This is a genomic window from Haloarcula ordinaria (genome assembly GCF_029338275.1).
Lineage (GTDB): Archaea > Halobacteriota > Halobacteria > Halobacteriales > Haloarculaceae > Haloarcula > Haloarcula ordinaria.
In genome coordinates this window covers 3,024,800-3,041,393 of record NZ_CP119789.1, presented here as the reverse complement: position 1 = coordinate 3,041,393, position 16,594 = coordinate 3,024,800, and the positions used below count along the sequence as shown (strand labels likewise).

The following is a 16,594-nucleotide window of genomic DNA, read 5'->3' as shown; positions in this document are numbered from 1 at the left end:
GCGCGAGCGAGGAGTCGCCCGTGAGCGAGTCGCCGGCCTACGCCGCCGTCGAGAGCCACGAGGACCTCGTCGCGTGGTCGCGGGCCTACTGCCGCGACGTCCGCCGCGGGTGGGGCGTCGACGTCCGGTTCGACCTCGTCGACTGGGCGGTCTCGACCCGGGCGAAGCGCCGTGCGGCCGCGGTCAAGCGCCCCAAACTCCCCGACGCGACGGTCGGCGAGCCCTACGACTGGGCGTCGGTCGAGGGGGCCGAGGGCCGCCCACTTCCGTGCACGGTGTCCCTGACGTGGGCCGCTTTCGAGTCCTTCGACCGCGACGAGTGGGCGGCCACGCTGCGCCACGAGCTCGTCCACGTCGAGCAGTACCAGCGCGACGGGACGACGGACCACGGGGCGGCGTTCCGCGAGCGGGCGGCCGACTTGGAGACCGAGGTCCACTGTCCGGCCTTCTCGGACCCGAAGTACGTCCTCACCTGCGAGTCGTGTGGCGACCTGGTCGCGCGGCGCTACCGGGACTGCAAACTCGTCGCGCAGCGCGAACGCTACCGGTCTGACTGCTGTGGCGCGGCGCTGGACCTCTCCTGAGGCGTCAGCCGCGTTCGAACGGGTCGAGCCGTCGGAGTCGCCGGAGCGCACGGACGCCCCAGGTGGCAGCGGCCGCGGCGACGTCGTTCGGGAGGGCGTCGACCGGCACGAGCGGATGGACCCGTTGCGTCGTCACCGTCTGGGCGTGCGTGTACTTCTCGATGCCGTGGCGCGCGTGCCGCCGGCCGATGCCGGAGTCGCCCACGCCGCCCATCGGCGCGTCCGTCGACGCCCACATCGAGAGGTAGGCGTCGTTGACCGAGACCGACCCGGCCTCGATGCGCCGCGCCACCGCCTCACCGCGCGCTCTGTCGTCGGTCCAGACGCTGGCGTGGAGGCCGTAGTCGGTGGCGTTGGCCCGCTCGACGGCCGCGTCGGGGTCGTCGAAGGGGGCGATAGTGACGACCGGCCCGAACGTCTCCTCGCGAGCGACGCTGGCGTCGTCGGGGACGTCGGTGAGCACCGTCGGCTCGTAGCACAGCGGTCCCACGTCCGCACGGCGTCGGCCGCCGGTGTGGACGGTGGCGCCGCGCTCGCGGGCGTCCGCGACATGGGTTTCGACCGTCTCCAGCTGGTGCTCGGCGATGAGCGACCCCACGTCGTAGTCGAACGAGAGGTCCGCCCCGAGGGCGAGCGACTCGGTCGCGTCGACGAACCGCGTCAGGAACTCGTCGTAAACAGACCGCTCCACGAAGATCCGCTCGAAGGCGATACAGAGCTGCCCGGCGTTGGCGAAACTCCCGTGGACCAGGCCCCGCACCGCGTCGCCGAGGTCGGCGTCCGCGAAGACGAGCGCCGGGTTCTTCCCGCCGAGTTCGAGCGAGGTGTCCACGAGGTGCTCGCCGGCCGTCGCGGCGACCGCCCGCCCCGTCGCCGTGCTCCCAGTGAACGTGAGGAAGTCGACCGAGGCGACCAGGCGCTCGCCGACGGTGTCGCCGTAGCCGGTGACGACCTGGACCAGGCCCTCGGGGACGCCGGCCTCCTCGAGCAGTTCGACGGCCCGGAGCGCACAGAACGGCGTCGCCTCGGCCGGTTTGAGCACCGCCGCGTTGCCCGCCAGGAGCGCGGGGAGCATGTCGGAGATGGCGAGCGTCAGCGGGTAGTTCCAGGGCTCGATGAGCCCGACCACGCCGACGGGGTCGTAGTGTTCGACCGCCTTGGTGAGCAGCGGGACGCCCGCGCTCTTCCGGGTCGGCGCGAGGTGGGTCGGCCCCGTTCGCGCGTAGTAGTCGGCCGTGAGGACGACGTCGAGGACCTCGACGTGGGCGTCGAATCTGGACTTGCCGGCCTCCAGCTGGACGATGTCGAGGAGCTCCGAGCGGTTCGCCAGGACGCTGTCGGCGAACCGCTGGAGAACCGCGGCGCGGTCCTCGATGGGGCGGTCGGCCCACGACGCCTGTACGTCCCTCGCGTTCGCGACGGCCTCATCGACGTCGGCCGGCTGGCAGGCCGGAACGGCCCCAAGAGTGTCCTTTGTGAACGGCGTCCGGACCCACAGCGGGTCGCGGTCGCCGACGGTCGTGACGCTCCCCGCGAGGCGGTCGCCGATCGCGTCGGGGAACGTCGACGAGACGTTCGGCGCGCTCATTGTCGGGTCCAAGGGAGCGGGCATGAATGGTCTTTCGCCGCGAGGGACCGGCTTCGGACCGCTGTCACAGCGCTCCGCCCAGTCCAGTAACCGAAACCACGGCGTTCAAGCACACGGGCCGACCACGGACGGACAATGAGCGATCACGAGGACCGCGAGACGTTCAGTCACGACCCCATCGGGCACGCCGAGGCCCGCGCCGGGATGACCGTCGGCGAACTGGCCGAGAGCTACGGCGAGGCCGGTATCGGCGCGAACGACCTCCACGAGGCCGTCGACGTCTACAGCGAGATACTTTCTGACGACGTGACGACGTTCTTCGGTCTGGCTGGCGCGATGGTGCCGACGGGGATGCGCGCCATCGTCAGCGAGCTCATCCGCGACGGCCACATCGACGTCTTGGTGACGACGGGCGCGAACCTGACCCACGACACCATCGAGGCCATCGGTGGGAAGCACCACCACGGCGAGGTCACTCCAGAAGGCCGGACCGAGCGCGAACACGACGAGACGCTGCGCGACGAGGGCGTCGACCGCATCTACAACGTCTACCTGCCACAGGAGCACTTCGCGCTGTTCGAGAACCACCTCCGCGACGAGGTGTTCTCGGCCCTCGAATCGGAGGGAACGGTCTCCATCCAGCGGATGACCGAGGCGATGGGGCGAGCCAACAGCGAGGTCAACGACCGCGAGGACGTCGCCGAGGACGCCGGCGTGCTGGCAGCGGCCTACGAACACGACGTCCCGGTCTACTGCCCGGCGTTCCAGGACTCGGTGCTGGGACTCCAGGCCTGGATGTACTCCCAGACCAGCGAGTTCACCGTCGACGCGCTGGCCGACATGACTGACATCACCGACATCGCTTACGAGGCCGACAGCGCGGGCGCGATGCTCGTCGGCGGCGGCGTCCCGAAGAACTACGTCCTCCAGACGATGCTGGTGTCGCCGGACGCCTACGACTACGCCGTCCAGCTGACGATGGACCCCTCGAACACCGGCGGGCTCTCTGGCGCGACGCTGGAGGAGGCCCGCTCGTGGGGGAAACTGGAGAAAGACGCCCGGAACGTCTCGGTGTACGCCGACGCGACCATCACCCTCCCGCTGGTCGTCGCCGCCGCCCGCGAACGGGTCGGGGAGTAGATCGACCGGCAGACTGCAACGGCCCACTCCGGTCCGTGTGTTTGCTACGCATACCCGCTCTCGCTCCGTTTGACAACGTTTTAGCCGCCGATTCCGCTCTAGACGCGCAATGAGCTACAAGATCGGACTCGTCGGCAAGCCCTCCGTCGGCAAGTCCACCTTCTTCAACGCCGCGACGATGAACGACGTGCCGGAGGGGGCCTACCCCTTCACGACCATCGACCCCTCGATGGGCGAGGCGTACGTCCGCGTCGACTGTGCCGCCCCGGAGTTCGAACACGCCTGTACCCCAAACCACGGCTACTGCGCCGAGGGCGTCCGCTTCGTCCCGACGAAACTCGTCGACGTCGCAGGCCTGGTCCCCGGGGCCCACGAAGGCAAAGGCCTGGGTAACCAGTTCCTGACCGACCTCAACGAGGCCGACGTGCTCGTCCACGTCGTCGACTTCACAGGGGAGACGAACCTGGAAGGCGAGCCAACTGAAGGCCACGACCCCCGCGACGACATCGACTTCCTCGAAGAAGAACTGGACATGTGGTACCTCGACATCTTAGAGAAGGGTATCGAGCGCTACCACTCGGGCTACCACGGCGAGGAGAAAGCCATCGAGGACGACCTCGCGGAACAGATGTCCGCGTTCAAGATCACCGAGGACGAGATAAAGCAGGTCGTCCTCGCGCTGGACCTCGAACTCGACCCCGACACGTGGGACGAGGCCGACCGCGAGGCGCTGGCCCGCGAGATCCGTATCCGGACCAAGCCGATGCTCGTCGCGGCCAACAAGATGGACACCCCGGCCGCGCAGACGAACTGGGCCGAGATAACCGAGGACCCCGAGTACGAGCACCTGACGTTCGTCCCGGTCTCGGCCCACGCCGAGAAGGCGCTGAAGAACGGCGACGAGCAGGGGGTGCTCGACTACCGCCCCGGCGACGACGACTTCGCGGTGACGGCCGACCTCCCAGAGGAGAAGGCCGAGGGACTGGAGCAGATTCGCGAGTTCGTCGGCGAGTTCGGCGGCACCGGCGTCCAGCAGGCCCTCGAGACGGCGCTGTTCGAGGAACTCGAGGCTATCGCCGTCTTCCCCGGCGCCCGCAAACCACAGGACGACGGCACCTTCCTGCAGGACTGTTTCGTCCTTCCCGACGGGTCGACCGCCGAGGACTTCGCGTACTTCCTGCACTCCGACATCGGCGACGGGTTCCTGCACGCGCACAACGTCCGGTCGGGTCGACAGGTGGGTGCCGATACGGAACTGGACCACTGCGACGTCATCGAGATCACGACGACGAACTGACGGCCGGCGGGTCGCTCAGTCGTCGACCGACGGGAGCGCCCGGCCGGCGAGGATGACGACGAGGCCGCCGACGGCGAGGAGCGCCAGGCCCGGGACGAACGACGCCGTCAGGTCGCGAAACGTGCCGATGAGCAGCGGGCCCAGGAACCCGCCGACCTCGCCGACGGCGAAGACGAGCGCGACGGCGGTCCCCGTACGAGCGCTCCCGATGCCGTCGAGCTCCGGCGGGATGACGCGCACGAGCGGGGCGAGCCCACCGACACCGAGGCCGGTCGCGACGACGCCTGCGGTCAGCACGGCACCGATACCGGTGAGGGCCACCGTGGCGACGCCGGTGGCGATGGCGACGCCACAGACGCCGATAGCCACGCGGAGATGCCCCACGCGGTCCGTGACCGCGGGGACGAGCAGGACGCCCGCGGCGTTCGCCGCGACCAGGAGGCCGGTCGCGCGACCCGCACGCCCGGGTGCGGCGCCACGACTCTCCAGGACGGTCGGCAACCAGCCCTGCATCCCGTGGAGGACGAGCAGGTACATCGTCCCGATGGCGACGACGAGCAACAGGTCCCGGTGCCGGACGATGGCCGACAGGTCCCGGCGCATCGAGTCGAGACTGAACTCGGACGCGCTCGCGGCCCGACCCGCGGCGGGTCGGAGCAGCGCCCCAACGCCCAGCACGACTGCGTAGCCCAGTGCGAACAGGCCCGTGTAGTAGAACAGCGGTCGCCAGCCGCCGAGTACCGGGCCGAGGATGGGGCGCCCGACGGCGAACGCGCCGGCGGTGCCGGCGGACGCTCCCAGCAGGTACACCGACGAGGGGAATCCGGTCCGCCCACTCGGGAACAGGTTCGAGACGAGCTTGGGGAGCCCGAAGGTGATGCCGGTCCCGCCGATGCCGAGGACGAACGTGAACGCGAGCAGTGACGGATAGCCCGTCGCGGCGCTCCGGCCGACCTGTGCGACGCCGACGAGGCCGACGCTGACCGCCAGGCTGTTGAACGGGCCGAAGCGGTCGACGACGACGCCCGAGAACAGCGCGATGGGGATGTACGTCAGCGGCACGGCCCCGGCGAGCAACCCCGCCTGCGACCCGGTCAACCCGAACTCCTCGATGAGCAAGGAGAGGTACGCCGGCAGCGAGAACCAGGAGAACATCAGGCAGGTGTAGCTCACCGTTCCGGCGAGCAGCAGGGCGTAGGTCAGCGGCGTGACGGACTGGTCGTCGCCCATTAGTAGCCACACCCCACGCCGGACATAAGCGTCTATCTGTTCGACTGCCGGCCGTCAGATATCCACCGGACAGCCGTTGATCTCGCCGCCGCGCATCCCCTCGGCGAGCCAGTAGACCGACAGCGTCAGGACGACCAGCGCCAGGAGGGCGAACTCGAGGCCGTCCAGCGGGAGGAAGAGCAGCGAGGTCGTGACGCCCAGCAGCGACAGTAGCCCCAGCAGGACCGCCGAGCCACAGGCCGCACAGCCGGCGCCGAGCGTCCCGAGGACCAGTCCGGCCGCCCCGGCACCGCCCTGCCGGAGGTTCAGCCCGTGCTCCCGGAAGTGGTACACCGCCAGTGCGACGTCGACGCCCGAGAGGAGGGCGACGACCAGCAGCAGGACGCCCTGCGACCAGTGGAACGAGGTCCCGACGAACGGGTACAGCTCGGTCAGCACGACCAGGCGGCTGGCGAGGGGCAGCGACCCTCCGACGACGAGGTCCAGGACGAGCGTGACGTTCAGCGAGACGACGAACACGGTCAGCGCGACGACGGCCGCGAGGGCCGCCACGACGGCGTACGTCGGCAGCGTCAGGACGAGCCGCGCCGTCCGGGCCATCAGCCGCCAGTCGGCACGCCGGGTCGGCAGCCGGACCGACCGCCGAACGGCGCCCATCACTCCGCCTCCCCGAGTGCCTCCGCGATGACGTCGTAGCTGACGCTCCCGTTGACCTTCGTCACGAAGTTGCCATCCCGGAAGAGCAACACGACGGGCGTCGTCTGCCCGAGGCCGGCGTCCTCGGCGGCCTGGATGTCGGCCTGAACCTGCTCCTCGTAGGTCCGGTTCTCGGCGTCAGCGGCAATCTGGCCTCCGTCGAGGCCCGTTTCGCTGTCCAGGTACTCGGCGGTCAGACGCAACACGTTGTCCTGATTGAACTGCCCGCGCCTCGCGAAGTAGTGCTCCAGCAGCGACCAGAACGCGTCCTCGTCGCGGTCGAACGTCGCCTCCAGCGCGTAGGTGGCCGGCTCGCCCCACGGGAAGATGACCGGGTAGGTCCGGACGACGTACGCGCCCAGCCCCGGGTCGACGAGGGCCGACCGCATCTCGGGCACCGTGTTCTCGTGGAACGCTGCACAGCGCTCACAGGACGGGTCCTCGAACGTGAGGACGACGTGGCCGCCCAGGTCGCCCTGCCGCGGCTGGGCCTCGAGGTCCGTCGCTGCCGGGTGGTCCTCGATGGACTCGCCCGTCGACTCGTTGCCGCCACAGCCCGCGAGTCCGGCGACGGCACTCGCGCCCGCGAGTCCCAGGAACCGTCGTCGCTTCATAGTCGTCCGGAGGGTCCCCGGCCGTTTATCGTTTGTTCCCCTGTGCGCGAGTGATAACCGTCTTGCCGGAGGGGCGTCTACCCTGGTCTGGCCGATGACGACGCTTCGGGGCCGAGTCCGGGTGACTCCCGGACGGTGACGAGCCCTATGAGTGCCGAGGCCGCCACTTTTGAGGGGAGACGGCGTCTCTAAGGGCATCTATAGTAACAATTGAGACGGTTTACACACCGACCGCACTGCTGTCGTGCGGTCGGATGTGCACTGACTTTCAATGGCTACTATAGTCGTGGCCACAGTAGACAGCTGCCCCGGTCAGATCTACGCCAAGCAGGCAGACACGGATTTAAGAACGCTGCCGAGCAATGATACGCCATGGCCGCCGAAATCTCCGACCGGGTTCGAGAAATCGCCGAAGCTCGTGGGCTTCCGGAGTCCGAGGTGTTCGAGCAAGCCCTCGAACGCGGTCTCGAAGACCTGTGGGAGGACCTCGTACTCGCACAGTACCTTGACGGGGAACTTGACCGCGAGGAAGCGATAGAGCGCGTCGGTCGGACGAAAGTCGAGCGAGTGGACCGAGAGCGCGAGGTCGTCGAGGAAGACGTCGACTGGGGCCTGAACGCGTGACGCTTGTGGCTGTCTCGGACGCGGGACCGCTCATTCACCTCGCCGAAATCGATTCGCTCGAACTGCTCGAGGCGTTCGACACACTTCTGGTTCCAGAGACGGTTTACAAGGAGATCGACGCCGGTGGTGTTCCGGACGGGTTGGCCGACCTCTCGTACGAACTCGTCGAAGCCGATGACAGTCGAGCCGGAGCTGAGAAACTGGACGCCGGAGAACGCGCCGCGATTGCGGTCGCTATCGAACGGGGCGTCGTTCTCCTAACGGACGACCTCGCTGCCCGGCAGGCAGCGTCCGATGTGGGCGTCGAAGTACACGGTTCCATCGGCGTCATCGCGCTGGGTCACGGTCGCGGATTGCTCAACAGGGACGAGGCGACATCGCGTATGCGAACACTCCAGCGTGAGACGAGTCTTTTCGTGACCGAGGCGGTCGTCGAGTGCGGTATCCAGATGCTGGACGAACAGTAACGGCACGAGCGGGCTCTATAGCCGCGCTAATCACAGTCTCTATGGGTAGATTGTCGGTTGTGAGTGCCGAGGCCAGCTTTCTCTCCATACATTTGCGAGGAGAAGTGAACGAATGTCGGAGAATCGCGTCTGCTACCCGCTGAGAGAGGACAGACGAAAGTGGCTACTCGACTGGAAGCCGCTCAGCTGTGTCTGACCGGAGGGGTGAGACTGTATAAAAACATATGTTTCGAAAATAGCCAAAACACTCCATTTGTAATCCCTTATTGGGAAAAGTTGTGTGAGGATATAAGGTATATTGGGGGTTATACGCAGAAGATTTTTATTGCGGCGGCTATCCCGAACACACGTGACTGTGACAACTGTTATCATGCACGATTCGAGCGGGTGTCGCGACGGCAGCCAGCGCCGGGCGGCTCGGCCGACCTGACGGGTCCTTTACCGTGTCCGACACCACGCAACCCATTCGGCGGAGCATCGAGGTCGAGTACTGGGTGGTCGACGAGCGGGGCGAACTGGTCGAGCCGGGTGAACTGGCATCGGCGTCGGCCGGCGCCGAACGGGAGTTCGTCCGCCCGCTGCTCGAGATAAAGACGACGCCCTGCGAGACGACGGCTCAACTGCGCGAGGAGCTGTTCGACCGGCTCGAAGCGGTGCTCGACATGGCCGAGGCGTCGGGCAAGCGGCTCGTCCCGCTGGCGACGCCGCTGGCCGGTGCGGACGTCGACGAGATACCCAGCGACCGAACGCGCATCCAGAACGAGGTGATCGGCGACGAGTTCAGGCACGTCCGTCACTGCGCCGGGACACATATCCACGTCGAACAGCAGCCCGGCCACGAGGTCGACCAGCTGAACGCCTTCGTCGCGCTCGACCCGGCCCTGGCGCTGCTCAACTCCTCGCCGTACTACCGGGGGGAACGGCTGGCAGCGGGCGCACGCTCGATGCTGTACCGCCGGGAAGCGTACGACAGCATGCCCCACCAGGGACGGCTCTGGTCGTACATCGACGACGAGCGGGAGTGGACGCGCCGCCTGGAGCGTCGCTACGAGGAGTTCGTCACGGCGACGCTGGACGCGGGCGTCGACCGGGCGACCCTGGAGGCGAACTTCGGCCCGGAGAGCGCCGTCTGGACGCCGGTGCAGTTCCGCGAGCGGTTCGATACCGTCGAGTGGCGCTCCGCGGACGCGGCGCTGCCGGACCAGGTTGTCCGGCTGGCCGACCGGCTGGCCGAGGTGACCGCCAGCGTCCGTGACGGCACGGTGCGCATCGAGGGCGAGACCGGCCACCGGACCGACGAGGGGATGGTCCTCCCGTCGTTCGACGCCGTCCTCGAGTACGGCGACGCCGCCATCCGGGAGGGCCTCGACGACGGCGTCCGTGGCTACCTCGAACGGATGGGGTTCGACGTCGCGGCGTACGACCCGCTCACCGCCCACGTCGACAGCGGCGAGACTATCACGGCCGAGGCGGCCCGGGACCGGCGCCTGGAGTACGCCGAGGTGCTCGAACAGGCGGTCCGCAACCGTCGTTCCATCAATGCCGACTGACGGTGTCGGGCAGTCCCCCCTTCGCTCGCCGGGCCCCGCTAGCGTGGTAAACCGTCTTCCGTCCGCAACCCGGACCGTCTGCTCATGAGACCGCTTCGCATCGCGTTGCTGAACGCCGCCCACGAGCGGGTCGACACCCGCGAGAACTTCCAGCGGGAACTCGACGCCGACCTCGTCGAGTTCCACGCGCCGTCGGGCGACCTGCCCGAGGACCTCCGCTGGGACGCGTTCGTCGTAACCGGGTCCGCCGCGTCGGTCTACTGGGACCGGGAGTGGATCGGCCGCCTGAAGACCTGGGTCGGCGATGCCGTCGAGGCTGGCCTGCCGGCGCTCGGCGTCTGCTACGGCCACCAGCTGCTCGCGGACGTCATGGGTGGGCGCGTCGAGTCAATGGACGAGTACGAGATCGGCTACCGGACCGTCCGACAGGACGGCGACAACCGGCTGCTCGCTGGCGTCGACCGCGAGTTCACGGTCTTTACCACCCACTCCGACCGCGTCGTCGAAGCACCGCCCGGCGCGACCGTCTTCGCCCGCAACGACTACGGGATCCACGGGTTCCGGGCCGGCCGTGCCTTCGCCGTCCAGTTCCACCCCGAGTACGACACGGCGACCGCCCGGTCGGTCACCGAGAACAAGGACCTCCCCGACGAGCGTATCGAGCGGGTGCTCGACGGCATCGACGCCGAGACCTACGAGGCCGCCTGCGAGGCCAAGCGGCTGTTCGGGAACTTCCTCGACTTCGTTCGCGACGTCCAGCGAACGCGCGCCAGCGTCGACTGACGACCGGTCGAGCGGGATAGCAGAGCGCCCCCAGTCGGCGATTGTACGCCTCAGGGCACGTACCAGATACCGCGCTCTTCGTCCAGCACGGACCCGACGACGACGTGCGGGAGCGCGACGATGCTGATGAATATGCTCCAGAACGCCACCGCACCGGGCAGCAGACCGACGCCCGCAAGCGGGTTCGGGACGGCCCAGTAGACGGCCGCCAGCACGCCGAACGTCGCCAGCGCACCGGCGATGAGCACCCCCCAGGCCCGCAGGGCCACGGTCGAGGCGTCGGCCCCGCCGAGCAGGTCCCAGTCGCCGTCGCCGACGGGGTCGGCGTCGACGGCCTGCGTCCGGGCGACCTGCCGCGCGGAGTACCAGCACGGGAAGTACAGGCCCACCGCCACGAGGACGGGCACGGCGGCGAAGAATCCGGCCAGGAGCGTCGACTCCCCGGCGTCGACGAGCCAGGAGCGGCCGCCGCCGCGGACGTACCCAAGCGCAACGTGGACCACCAGCGCCCCGCCGTAGCCGACGCCAGCGAGCAGGCGCGTGGTCTCGAAGTACTGGGTGTACGGCGCCAGCGCCCCCGGCTCGACCAGCCCCACCATCAGCGCGCTGAACGTGTGGAACGTCCCTGGCCAGAAGACGATGGGGACGAGCATGACTGCCCCGCCCCGGACCGTCGCCGCGAGGTACCGCTGGGGCCGGGTGCGGAGGTGGTCGGTCCCGCTCGTGGCTTCCAGGACCTTCAGGTCGCCGAGGCCACCCTTGGCCATCGCGACGACCAGCGCCAGCGCCAGGCCGGCGACGGGCGCGACCAGCAACAGCCCTACGAACGCCGCGATGGCGCCCAGATACAGACCGACGTACCGCCAGCGGAAGGTCGGCCGGCGCCGGCGGAGGTTCTCGAAGTGCTCGTACCCCCCGTGGGGGAGGTTCAGCGCCACCATCCCGACCAGGTAGACGACCATCTGGGCGCGCAGGGGGACTGTGATGCCGGCGGCCCGGGCCACGAGGAACCCGGCCGCGAGGGCTACGAGGGCCGCCCGCGAGAGTATCAGCGACGGATGTGCGTCCGCGCGTCGGTGCCATCGGTCGAGGAACCCCTGAGTGAGCGCGCTCATCAGCCGTGGGCTATGGACACACGCCTCATAAACGCCCCTCCGAATCCCGGACACTGAAAACGCGGGTTACCCTCTCATGACCCCGGTCCTGACAGCACGCGTATGGCGAACGGGCTCTCCGCGGACCGGACGGTGACCGTCGTCGGGGGTGGCTTCGGCGGCCTCTCGGCGGCCGTGTACCTCGCACGGGCCGGCGCCGACGTGACCCTGCTCGAACAGCACGACCGGGTGGGCGGCCACGCGGGCGTCCTCGAACGCGACGACTTTCGCTTCGACACGGGTCCGTCCTGGTATCTGATGCCGGACGTCTTCGAGCGCTTCTTCTCGCACTTCGACCACGACCCCGGCGACTACTACGAGCTGGAGCGACTGGACCCGCAGTACCGGGTCCACTGGAAGGACGGCGACTCGGTGACCATCCGGCCGGACCGGCGACAGGTCGGCGAGGTGTTCGAGTCCTACGAAGACGGCGCCGAGGCGGCGCTCGACCGGTACCTCGCGGCCGCCGAGCGCAACTACCAGCTGGCGATGGACCGCGTGGTCTACGAGGGCCGCGAGCGACTGGTCGACTACGTCGACACCGACCTCCTGCCGCTTGCGCCCCGCCTGCGCCTGTTCGGGAACATGGACGACTACGTCTCACGATACGTCGACCACCCGAAGCTCCGTCAGCTGCTGGAGTACACGCTGGTGTTCCTGGGCGGGTCGCCGCACAACACCCCGGCGCTGTACAGCATCATGAGCCACGTCGACCTGGACCTGAACGTCTTCTACCCGACGGGGGGTATCGCCGGTGTCGCCGACGCACTCGCGACGCTCTGCCGGGAGCAGGGCGTGACCATCGAGACCGACGTCACGGTCGAACACATCGACGGCTCGGCCGGCGAGTTCACGCTCTCGACCGACGCCGGCGAGCGGGCGACCGACCTCGTGGTCAGCAACGCCAACCCCGCCTACACCGAACGTGAGCTGCTTGACCCGGCGGCCCGCGACCACGACCCCGGATACTGGGACGGGCAGACCTACGCACCCTCCGCGTTCATGCTCTACCTCGGCGTCGAGGGGGACTTAGACTCCCTTGCGCACCACACGCTGGTGCTCCCGACGGACTGGGACGCACACTTCGAGTCTATCTTCGAGACGACGCGCTGGCCCGACGACCCGGCGTACTACCTCTCGGTCACGTCGAAGACCGACGACACCGTCGCGCCCGACGGCCATCACGCCGTCGTCGTCCTCGTTCCCATCGCGCCCGGCCTTGACGACGGTCCGGACGTGCGGGCGCGCTTCCGCGAGAAGGTCCTCGACGACCTCGCGGCCCACGCCGGCGTCGACCTGCGCGACCGCATCGTCGTCGAGGAGTCGGCCTGCGTCAGCGAGTTCGCGGAGCGCTACAGCGACCCCGACGGGACCGCCCTCGGGCTGGCCCACACCCTCTTCCAGACTGGCCCGCTCCGGCCGGGCCACCGCGCGGGCCTGGACGGCCTCTACTACACCGGCGCGTACACCACCCCGGGCATCGGGATGCCGATGTGTCTCATCAGCGGCGAGCACACCGCCGGCGCCGTCCTCGAGGACTACCCGGGCCTCGTCGCGGGTCCCGCCGTCCTCCCCGGCCACTGACCGGACGGGCCCGCGGGCAGGCGGGGTCACGGGGGGACTGTTAACTGCCGCCCGGCCGAATCGACGGTGTGGCACAGCGACTCATCATCGACACGGACACCGCCGCCGACGACGCACAGGCCATCCTGCTGGCCGCACTCGCCCAACCCGTCGACGTCGAGGCACTGACCGTCGTCGCCGGCAACGTCGAGTTCGAGTACCAGGTCGAGAACGCGAAGTACGCGCTCGAGCTCGCCGGCTCCGAGGGCGTCCCGGTGTACGAAGGCGCCCGCCGGCCGCTACTCAAGGAGTTCGACCACGTCGACCACGTCCACGGCGCGGGTGGGCTGGGCGGCGACCTCTTCCCGGACACCGGTATCCCGTCGGCCGACGGCCACGCCGTCGACGCTATCGTCGATGTCGCCCGCGAGTCGCCCGGTGAGGTGAGCCTCGCCTGTCTCGGCCCGTTGACGAACGTCGCACTGGCACTCCGCCGTGAACCCGACCTGAACGACCTCCTGGACGAGGTCTGGGTGATGGGCGGCGCGGTGAACACGCTCGGCAACGAGACGCCGGCCGCGGAGTTCAACTTCTGGGTCGACCCCGACGCCGCGAAGGTCGCACTCGATGAACTGGACGTGACGCTGGTCGACTGGGGCGTGACGGTCCGCGACGGGGCGCTCGCCGGCGAGACGGTCGACGAACTCGCCGATGCCGAGACGCCCTACGCCGACTTCTTCGCGACGGTCACCGACCACGCACGTGAGTTCTCGAAGGAGCGCCGCGGCGTCGACAGCGTCACCGTCCCGGATGCGCTCGCCGTGGCGTGTCTGCTCGACCCCGACATCGTCACGGAATCCGGGACCTACTTCGTCGACGTCGACGAGCGCGAGGGACTGACCCGGGGGTACAGCCTCGTGGACGAGCACGGCGTCACCGACGGCGAGCCGCGAACGCGTGTGGTCGAATCCATCGACGGGGCGGCGTTCGAGCGGATGCTCCGCGACATGCTGCATCACGGCGACCCGATGCGGTCGCTGTCTGAGTCCCCTCAGTAGTCGAGTTGCCCCGGCCCGACGCCGAGCTGTTCGAGCAGCTCGAGCCGGTCGTAGGCGTTCCACCGCTCGTCGATTCGCCCGTCGACGACGTGGTAGACGACGGTTCCGTCGACCTCGACCTGCTCGCGGGTGGGCTCGATGCCCCAGAAGGTACCGACGTGGGTGCCGGTGACGGTGTACCGGACCGAGACGTAGTCGCCGTCACAGATGACGAGTTCGGTCGACCCCGCGAAGTCGGGCATGCCCGAGAGGAGGTCACGGACGTAGTCCTTGTAGGCCGGCCGACCCTCGATGGTCCGTCCCGGCTCGTGGTCGACGAAATCGATCGTAAAGTAGTCGTCGATAGCATCCGGGCCGCCGTCAGGACCCCAGACTGCGTCGAACACGTTCCTGACCAGCGCCTCGTTGACCGTCGGATATTGACTTTGTGAAACCATACCTCCTCCCGTCCGAACGTACAGCTGACCGGAGCATAAGCGCTGTGATGAACCGTGATGTTTATGCCCTGAACTGTCCGGGTCGGAGCGCGGAAAACGGGTATCTCAGGCCGTCGGGTTCTCGGGGACGACCCCGAGCTGCTGCATCATGCCCAGCCGGTCGTACTCGTGCCAGCACGCGGCGACCTTGCCGTCCTCGGCGACGACGGAGTCGATCGAGCCTTCGAGGTCGGGCATCGCACGCCGGAGCTCGGCTTCGAACTCCCGATACGCCGCACAGCCCTCGATGGTCTGTCCGGGTTCGTGGCTGACGAAATCCTCGGTACAATACGCCTCGACCGCGTCGGGGCTGTTCGCCGAGCGGCCGGATGTGGTACCGGCCGTCGGTTCGGGCGAGCCACTTCCGGTCCGCCATGGTGCCCAGCGACCGTCCAAGCGTGATCCGTGAGACGCCCGTTCGGTCCACGAGGTCACCACGGGTCTGTGGCGCCTCTCGGAGCGCCTCGAGGATCTGGATGCGGTGCGGCGAGCGCACGAGGAACGAGGCCTCCTCGAGGGTGTCCGTCCCGTCCATGAGAGACGTACGCACGGATGCGGCATCGGCGTTCTCACCACCGCTTTCGCGTCCGACCGGAATCCGAAGGACCACAGAAGTACCGCACGGATGTGACGAATCGGACAGCGAACCGGCGTATCGCGGCCGAAGAAAAACAAATATTCAGATAGAGTCCTGTTTCACAGACGTTCGTCTGAGAAAAACCCGGTTCTCGAAACAATGTCGGAACCCTTATCCGTACGACCGGACTCGTACTATATGTAATGGCAAACGGTAAGGTTGATTTCTTCAACGACACAGGCGGCTACGGTTTCATCGCGACTGAGGACTCTGACGACGACGTGTTCTTCCACATGGAAGACGTTGGCGGCGAGGACCTAGCAGAAGGCACCGACATCGAATTCGACATCGAGCAGGCCCCGAAGGGCCCGCGCGCGAAGAACGTCGTTCGACAGTAACTCCGGGATTTCACTGTCGCCTCGCGGCGACACCTATCTCTCGACAACTTCTTTCAGACCACTCCACCGAGCGTAGCGGCGGGACCCGAGCGGCGAACAGTCTGACCGCCAGCCGTGTTTATAGTGTCGGGCGACCAAGCTGTTCGCATGGATTTCGTGAAGTATCTCGACGAGGTCGAACCGGTCACGATGTTCCTGGTCGGGCTCGTGCTGTTCGTGATTCCGGAACCGGCGACGTCCGCGCTCGGACTCGGACTGATGGCGCTTGGCGGAGCGTGGTGGTTCTACGAGTGGAACCGCTGACCGGCTACCAGTCGAACGCCTCGTGGATTGCCCGGCCCTCCTCGTTCAGCACCGGGCCGACGACCTCCGTGGTCCCCTCGAGGATGTCGCCGGAGCGCACCGGCGCGCCCTGGTCCGTGAACGCGCCGATCTCGTCGCCGCCGACGCTGTAGACGACCCGTCCCAGCCCCGCGTGACGGATGCCGCCGGCACACATCGGGCACGGTTCCGTGCTCGTGTACAACACGGTCTCGGCGCGCTCATCGGGCGTGCATTCGCGGAGTGCCTGTGCCGCCAGCGTCAGTTCCGGGTGGGCCCGCACGTCGTCGTCGGTGAGAACCCGATTCGACGCTTCCATCACGATTTCGTCGTCACGGACGAGCACAGACCCGAAGGGGCGGTCGCCACGCTCGACGGCCGTCCGAGCGAGGGCGAACGCGCGACGCATGTGGGATTCGTGGCCGAATCCCTCGAACGCGCTATCCATACCGCGGGGAAGAGCCGAGCCCAAGT

19 protein-coding genes and 1 pseudogene are annotated in these 16,594 nt (G+C 68.2%); 11 read left to right on the top strand and 9 right to left on the bottom strand.

Annotated features, from left to right (window positions below):
• The first annotated feature begins 20 nt into the window (after positions 1 to 20).
• Positions 21 to 584, top strand: coding sequence for a SprT family zinc-dependent metalloprotease (locus P1L41_RS15985; protein ID WP_276296714.1), 564 nt, complete (start codon positions 21 to 23; stop codon positions 582 to 584).
• Between the two features lie 4 nt (positions 585 to 588).
• Here P1L41_RS15985 and P1L41_RS15980 read toward each other — a convergent pair whose 3' ends face one another.
• Positions 589 to 2,172, bottom strand: a complete 1,584-nt coding sequence (locus P1L41_RS15980; RefSeq protein WP_276296713.1) for a succinic semialdehyde dehydrogenase — start codon at positions 2,170 to 2,172, stop codon at positions 589 to 591.
• A 135-nt stretch (positions 2,173 to 2,307) separates the two neighbouring features.
• Here P1L41_RS15980 and P1L41_RS15975 point away from each other — a divergent pair, with 135 nt between their 5' ends.
• Positions 2,308 to 3,312, top strand: a complete 1,005-nt coding sequence (locus P1L41_RS15975) for a deoxyhypusine synthase (protein WP_276296712.1) — start codon at positions 2,308 to 2,310, stop codon at positions 3,310 to 3,312.
• Between the two features lie 109 nt (positions 3,313 to 3,421).
• Complete coding sequence (locus P1L41_RS15970) at positions 3,422 to 4,609, top strand: redox-regulated ATPase YchF (protein WP_276296711.1); 1,188 nt, start codon at positions 3,422 to 3,424, stop codon at positions 4,607 to 4,609.
• Positions 4,610 to 4,624: 15 nt separating this feature from the next.
• Here P1L41_RS15970 and P1L41_RS15965 read toward each other — a convergent pair whose 3' ends face one another.
• Genes P1L41_RS15965 through P1L41_RS15955 form a run of 3 tightly spaced genes read right to left on the bottom strand, consistent with a single transcriptional unit; the run spans position 4,625 to position 7,149 of the window.
• A complete protein-coding gene (locus P1L41_RS15965; RefSeq protein WP_276296710.1) occupies positions 4,625 to 5,839 on the bottom strand; it encodes an MFS transporter in 1,215 nt (404 codons plus the stop codon).
• A gap of 54 nt (positions 5,840 to 5,893) precedes the next feature.
• On the bottom strand, positions 5,894 to 6,496 hold the full coding sequence (locus P1L41_RS15960) for a hypothetical protein (protein ID WP_276296709.1): 603 nt from the start codon (positions 6,494 to 6,496) through the stop codon (positions 5,894 to 5,896).
• The gene (locus tag P1L41_RS15955) at positions 6,496 to 7,149 is read right to left on the bottom strand and encodes a DsbA family protein (RefSeq protein WP_276296708.1); all 654 of its coding nucleotides are present in this window, start codon (positions 7,147 to 7,149) and stop codon (positions 6,496 to 6,498) included. Before P1L41_RS15955 ends, P1L41_RS15960 begins: the two co-directional genes overlap by 1 nt.
• Positions 7,150 to 7,521: 372 nt before the next feature.
• On the opposite strand from P1L41_RS15955, the gene P1L41_RS15950 reads away from it, so the two are divergent.
• From P1L41_RS15950 to P1L41_RS15935, 4 genes are all read left to right on the top strand, one after another.
• Positions 7,522 to 7,773, top strand: a complete 252-nt coding sequence (locus P1L41_RS15950) for a hypothetical protein (protein WP_276296707.1) — start codon at positions 7,522 to 7,524, stop codon at positions 7,771 to 7,773.
• Positions 7,770 to 8,240, top strand: a complete 471-nt coding sequence (locus P1L41_RS15945) for a PIN domain-containing protein (RefSeq protein ID WP_276296706.1) — start codon at positions 7,770 to 7,772, stop codon at positions 8,238 to 8,240. The genes P1L41_RS15950 and P1L41_RS15945 overlap by 4 nt, the downstream gene beginning before the upstream one ends.
• A gap of 443 nt (positions 8,241 to 8,683) precedes the next feature.
• Complete coding sequence (locus tag P1L41_RS15940) at positions 8,684 to 9,790, top strand: glutamate-cysteine ligase family protein (RefSeq protein WP_276296705.1); 1,107 nt, start codon at positions 8,684 to 8,686, stop codon at positions 9,788 to 9,790.
• An 84-nt stretch (positions 9,791 to 9,874) separates the two neighbouring features.
• Positions 9,875 to 10,573 (top strand): type 1 glutamine amidotransferase, encoded by a 699-nt coding sequence (locus tag P1L41_RS15935; RefSeq protein WP_276296704.1) that lies wholly within the window; start codon positions 9,875 to 9,877, stop codon positions 10,571 to 10,573.
• A gap of 50 nt (positions 10,574 to 10,623) precedes the next feature.
• On the opposite strand, the gene P1L41_RS15930 is transcribed toward P1L41_RS15935, so the two are convergent.
• Positions 10,624 to 11,688 carry a Brp/Blh family beta-carotene 15,15'-dioxygenase gene (locus P1L41_RS15930; protein WP_276296703.1) on the bottom strand — a complete coding sequence of 355 codons (1,065 nt, stop codon included), beginning with the start codon at positions 11,686 to 11,688 and terminating at the stop codon, positions 10,624 to 10,626.
• A 102-nt stretch (positions 11,689 to 11,790) separates the two neighbouring features.
• Between P1L41_RS15930 and P1L41_RS15925 the strand changes: the two genes are divergently transcribed.
• On the top strand, positions 11,791 to 13,311 hold the full coding sequence (locus tag P1L41_RS15925; RefSeq protein WP_276296702.1) for a phytoene desaturase family protein: 1,521 nt from the start codon (positions 11,791 to 11,793) through the stop codon (positions 13,309 to 13,311).
• Positions 13,312 to 13,379: 68 nt separating this feature from the next.
• Positions 13,380 to 14,348 (top strand): nucleoside hydrolase, encoded by a 969-nt coding sequence (locus tag P1L41_RS15920; RefSeq protein WP_276296701.1) that lies wholly within the window; start codon positions 13,380 to 13,382, stop codon positions 14,346 to 14,348.
• Here the strand turns inward: P1L41_RS15920 and P1L41_RS15915 are convergent.
• The 3 genes and pseudogenes from P1L41_RS15915 to P1L41_RS18755 form a co-directional block, all read right to left on the bottom strand.
• Positions 14,342 to 14,785, bottom strand: coding sequence for an ester cyclase (locus P1L41_RS15915; protein ID WP_276296700.1), 444 nt, complete (start codon positions 14,783 to 14,785; stop codon positions 14,342 to 14,344). The genes P1L41_RS15920 and P1L41_RS15915 overlap by 7 nt on opposite strands.
• A gap of 105 nt (positions 14,786 to 14,890) precedes the next feature.
• Positions 14,891 to 15,259 (bottom strand): ester cyclase, encoded by a 369-nt coding sequence (locus P1L41_RS15910; RefSeq protein WP_465260858.1) that lies wholly within the window; start codon positions 15,257 to 15,259, stop codon positions 14,891 to 14,893.
• A pseudogene (locus P1L41_RS18755) lies at positions 15,198 to 15,359 on the bottom strand (ArsR family transcriptional regulator); the annotation flags it as partial. The gene P1L41_RS15910 and the pseudogene P1L41_RS18755, both read right to left, overlap by 62 nt.
• A gap of 245 nt (positions 15,360 to 15,604) precedes the next feature.
• Here P1L41_RS18755 and P1L41_RS15905 point away from each other — a divergent pair.
• Complete coding sequence (locus tag P1L41_RS15905) at positions 15,605 to 15,799, top strand: cold-shock protein (RefSeq protein WP_276296698.1); 195 nt, start codon at positions 15,605 to 15,607, stop codon at positions 15,797 to 15,799.
• Positions 15,800 to 15,946: 147 nt separating this feature from the next.
• The gene (locus P1L41_RS15900) at positions 15,947 to 16,102 is read left to right on the top strand and encodes a hypothetical protein (protein WP_276296697.1); all 156 of its coding nucleotides are present in this window, start codon (positions 15,947 to 15,949) and stop codon (positions 16,100 to 16,102) included.
• Positions 16,103 to 16,106: 4 nt separating this feature from the next.
• On the opposite strand, the gene P1L41_RS15895 is transcribed toward P1L41_RS15900, so the two are convergent.
• Positions 16,107 to 16,568: a nucleoside deaminase gene (locus P1L41_RS15895; protein WP_276296696.1), complete on the bottom strand. Its 462-nt coding sequence runs from the start codon at positions 16,566 to 16,568 to the stop codon at positions 16,107 to 16,109.
• Positions 16,569 to 16,594: the final 26 nt, after the last annotated feature.

What these genes read in the sequence shown, in the direction of transcription:
- P1L41_RS15980 (WP_276296713.1), bottom strand. Translation starts at nt 2,172, where the DNA reads ATGAGCGCGCCGAACGTCTCGTCGACGTTCCCCGACGCGATCGGCGAC.
- P1L41_RS15975 (WP_276296712.1), top strand. Translation starts at nt 2,308, where the DNA reads ATGAGCGATCACGAGGACCGCGAGACGTTCAGTCACGACCCCATCGGG.
- P1L41_RS15970 (WP_276296711.1), top strand. Translation starts at nt 3,422, where the DNA reads ATGAGCTACAAGATCGGACTCGTCGGCAAGCCCTCCGTCGGCAAGTCC.
- P1L41_RS15965 (WP_276296710.1), bottom strand. Translation starts at nt 5,839, where the DNA reads ATGGGCGACGACCAGTCCGTCACGCCGCTGACCTACGCCCTGCTGCTC.
- P1L41_RS15960 (WP_276296709.1), bottom strand. Translation starts at nt 6,496, where the DNA reads ATGGGCGCCGTTCGGCGGTCGGTCCGGCTGCCGACCCGGCGTGCCGAC.
- P1L41_RS15955 (WP_276296708.1), bottom strand. Translation starts at nt 7,149, where the DNA reads ATGAAGCGACGACGGTTCCTGGGACTCGCGGGCGCGAGTGCCGTCGCC.
- P1L41_RS15950 (WP_276296707.1), top strand. Translation starts at nt 7,522, where the DNA reads ATGGCCGCCGAAATCTCCGACCGGGTTCGAGAAATCGCCGAAGCTCGT.
- P1L41_RS15935 (WP_276296704.1), top strand. Translation starts at nt 9,875, where the DNA reads ATGAGACCGCTTCGCATCGCGTTGCTGAACGCCGCCCACGAGCGGGTC.
- P1L41_RS15930 (WP_276296703.1), bottom strand. Translation starts at nt 11,688, where the DNA reads ATGAGCGCGCTCACTCAGGGGTTCCTCGACCGATGGCACCGACGCGCG.
- P1L41_RS15925 (WP_276296702.1), top strand. Translation starts at nt 11,791, where the DNA reads ATGGCGAACGGGCTCTCCGCGGACCGGACGGTGACCGTCGTCGGGGGT.
- P1L41_RS15915 (WP_276296700.1), bottom strand. Translation starts at nt 14,785, where the DNA reads ATGGTTTCACAAAGTCAATATCCGACGGTCAACGAGGCGCTGGTCAGG.
- P1L41_RS15905 (WP_276296698.1), top strand. Translation starts at nt 15,605, where the DNA reads ATGGCAAACGGTAAGGTTGATTTCTTCAACGACACAGGCGGCTACGGT.
- P1L41_RS15900 (WP_276296697.1), top strand. Translation starts at nt 15,947, where the DNA reads ATGGATTTCGTGAAGTATCTCGACGAGGTCGAACCGGTCACGATGTTC.
- P1L41_RS15895 (WP_276296696.1), bottom strand. Translation starts at nt 16,568, where the DNA reads ATGGATAGCGCGTTCGAGGGATTCGGCCACGAATCCCACATGCGTCGC.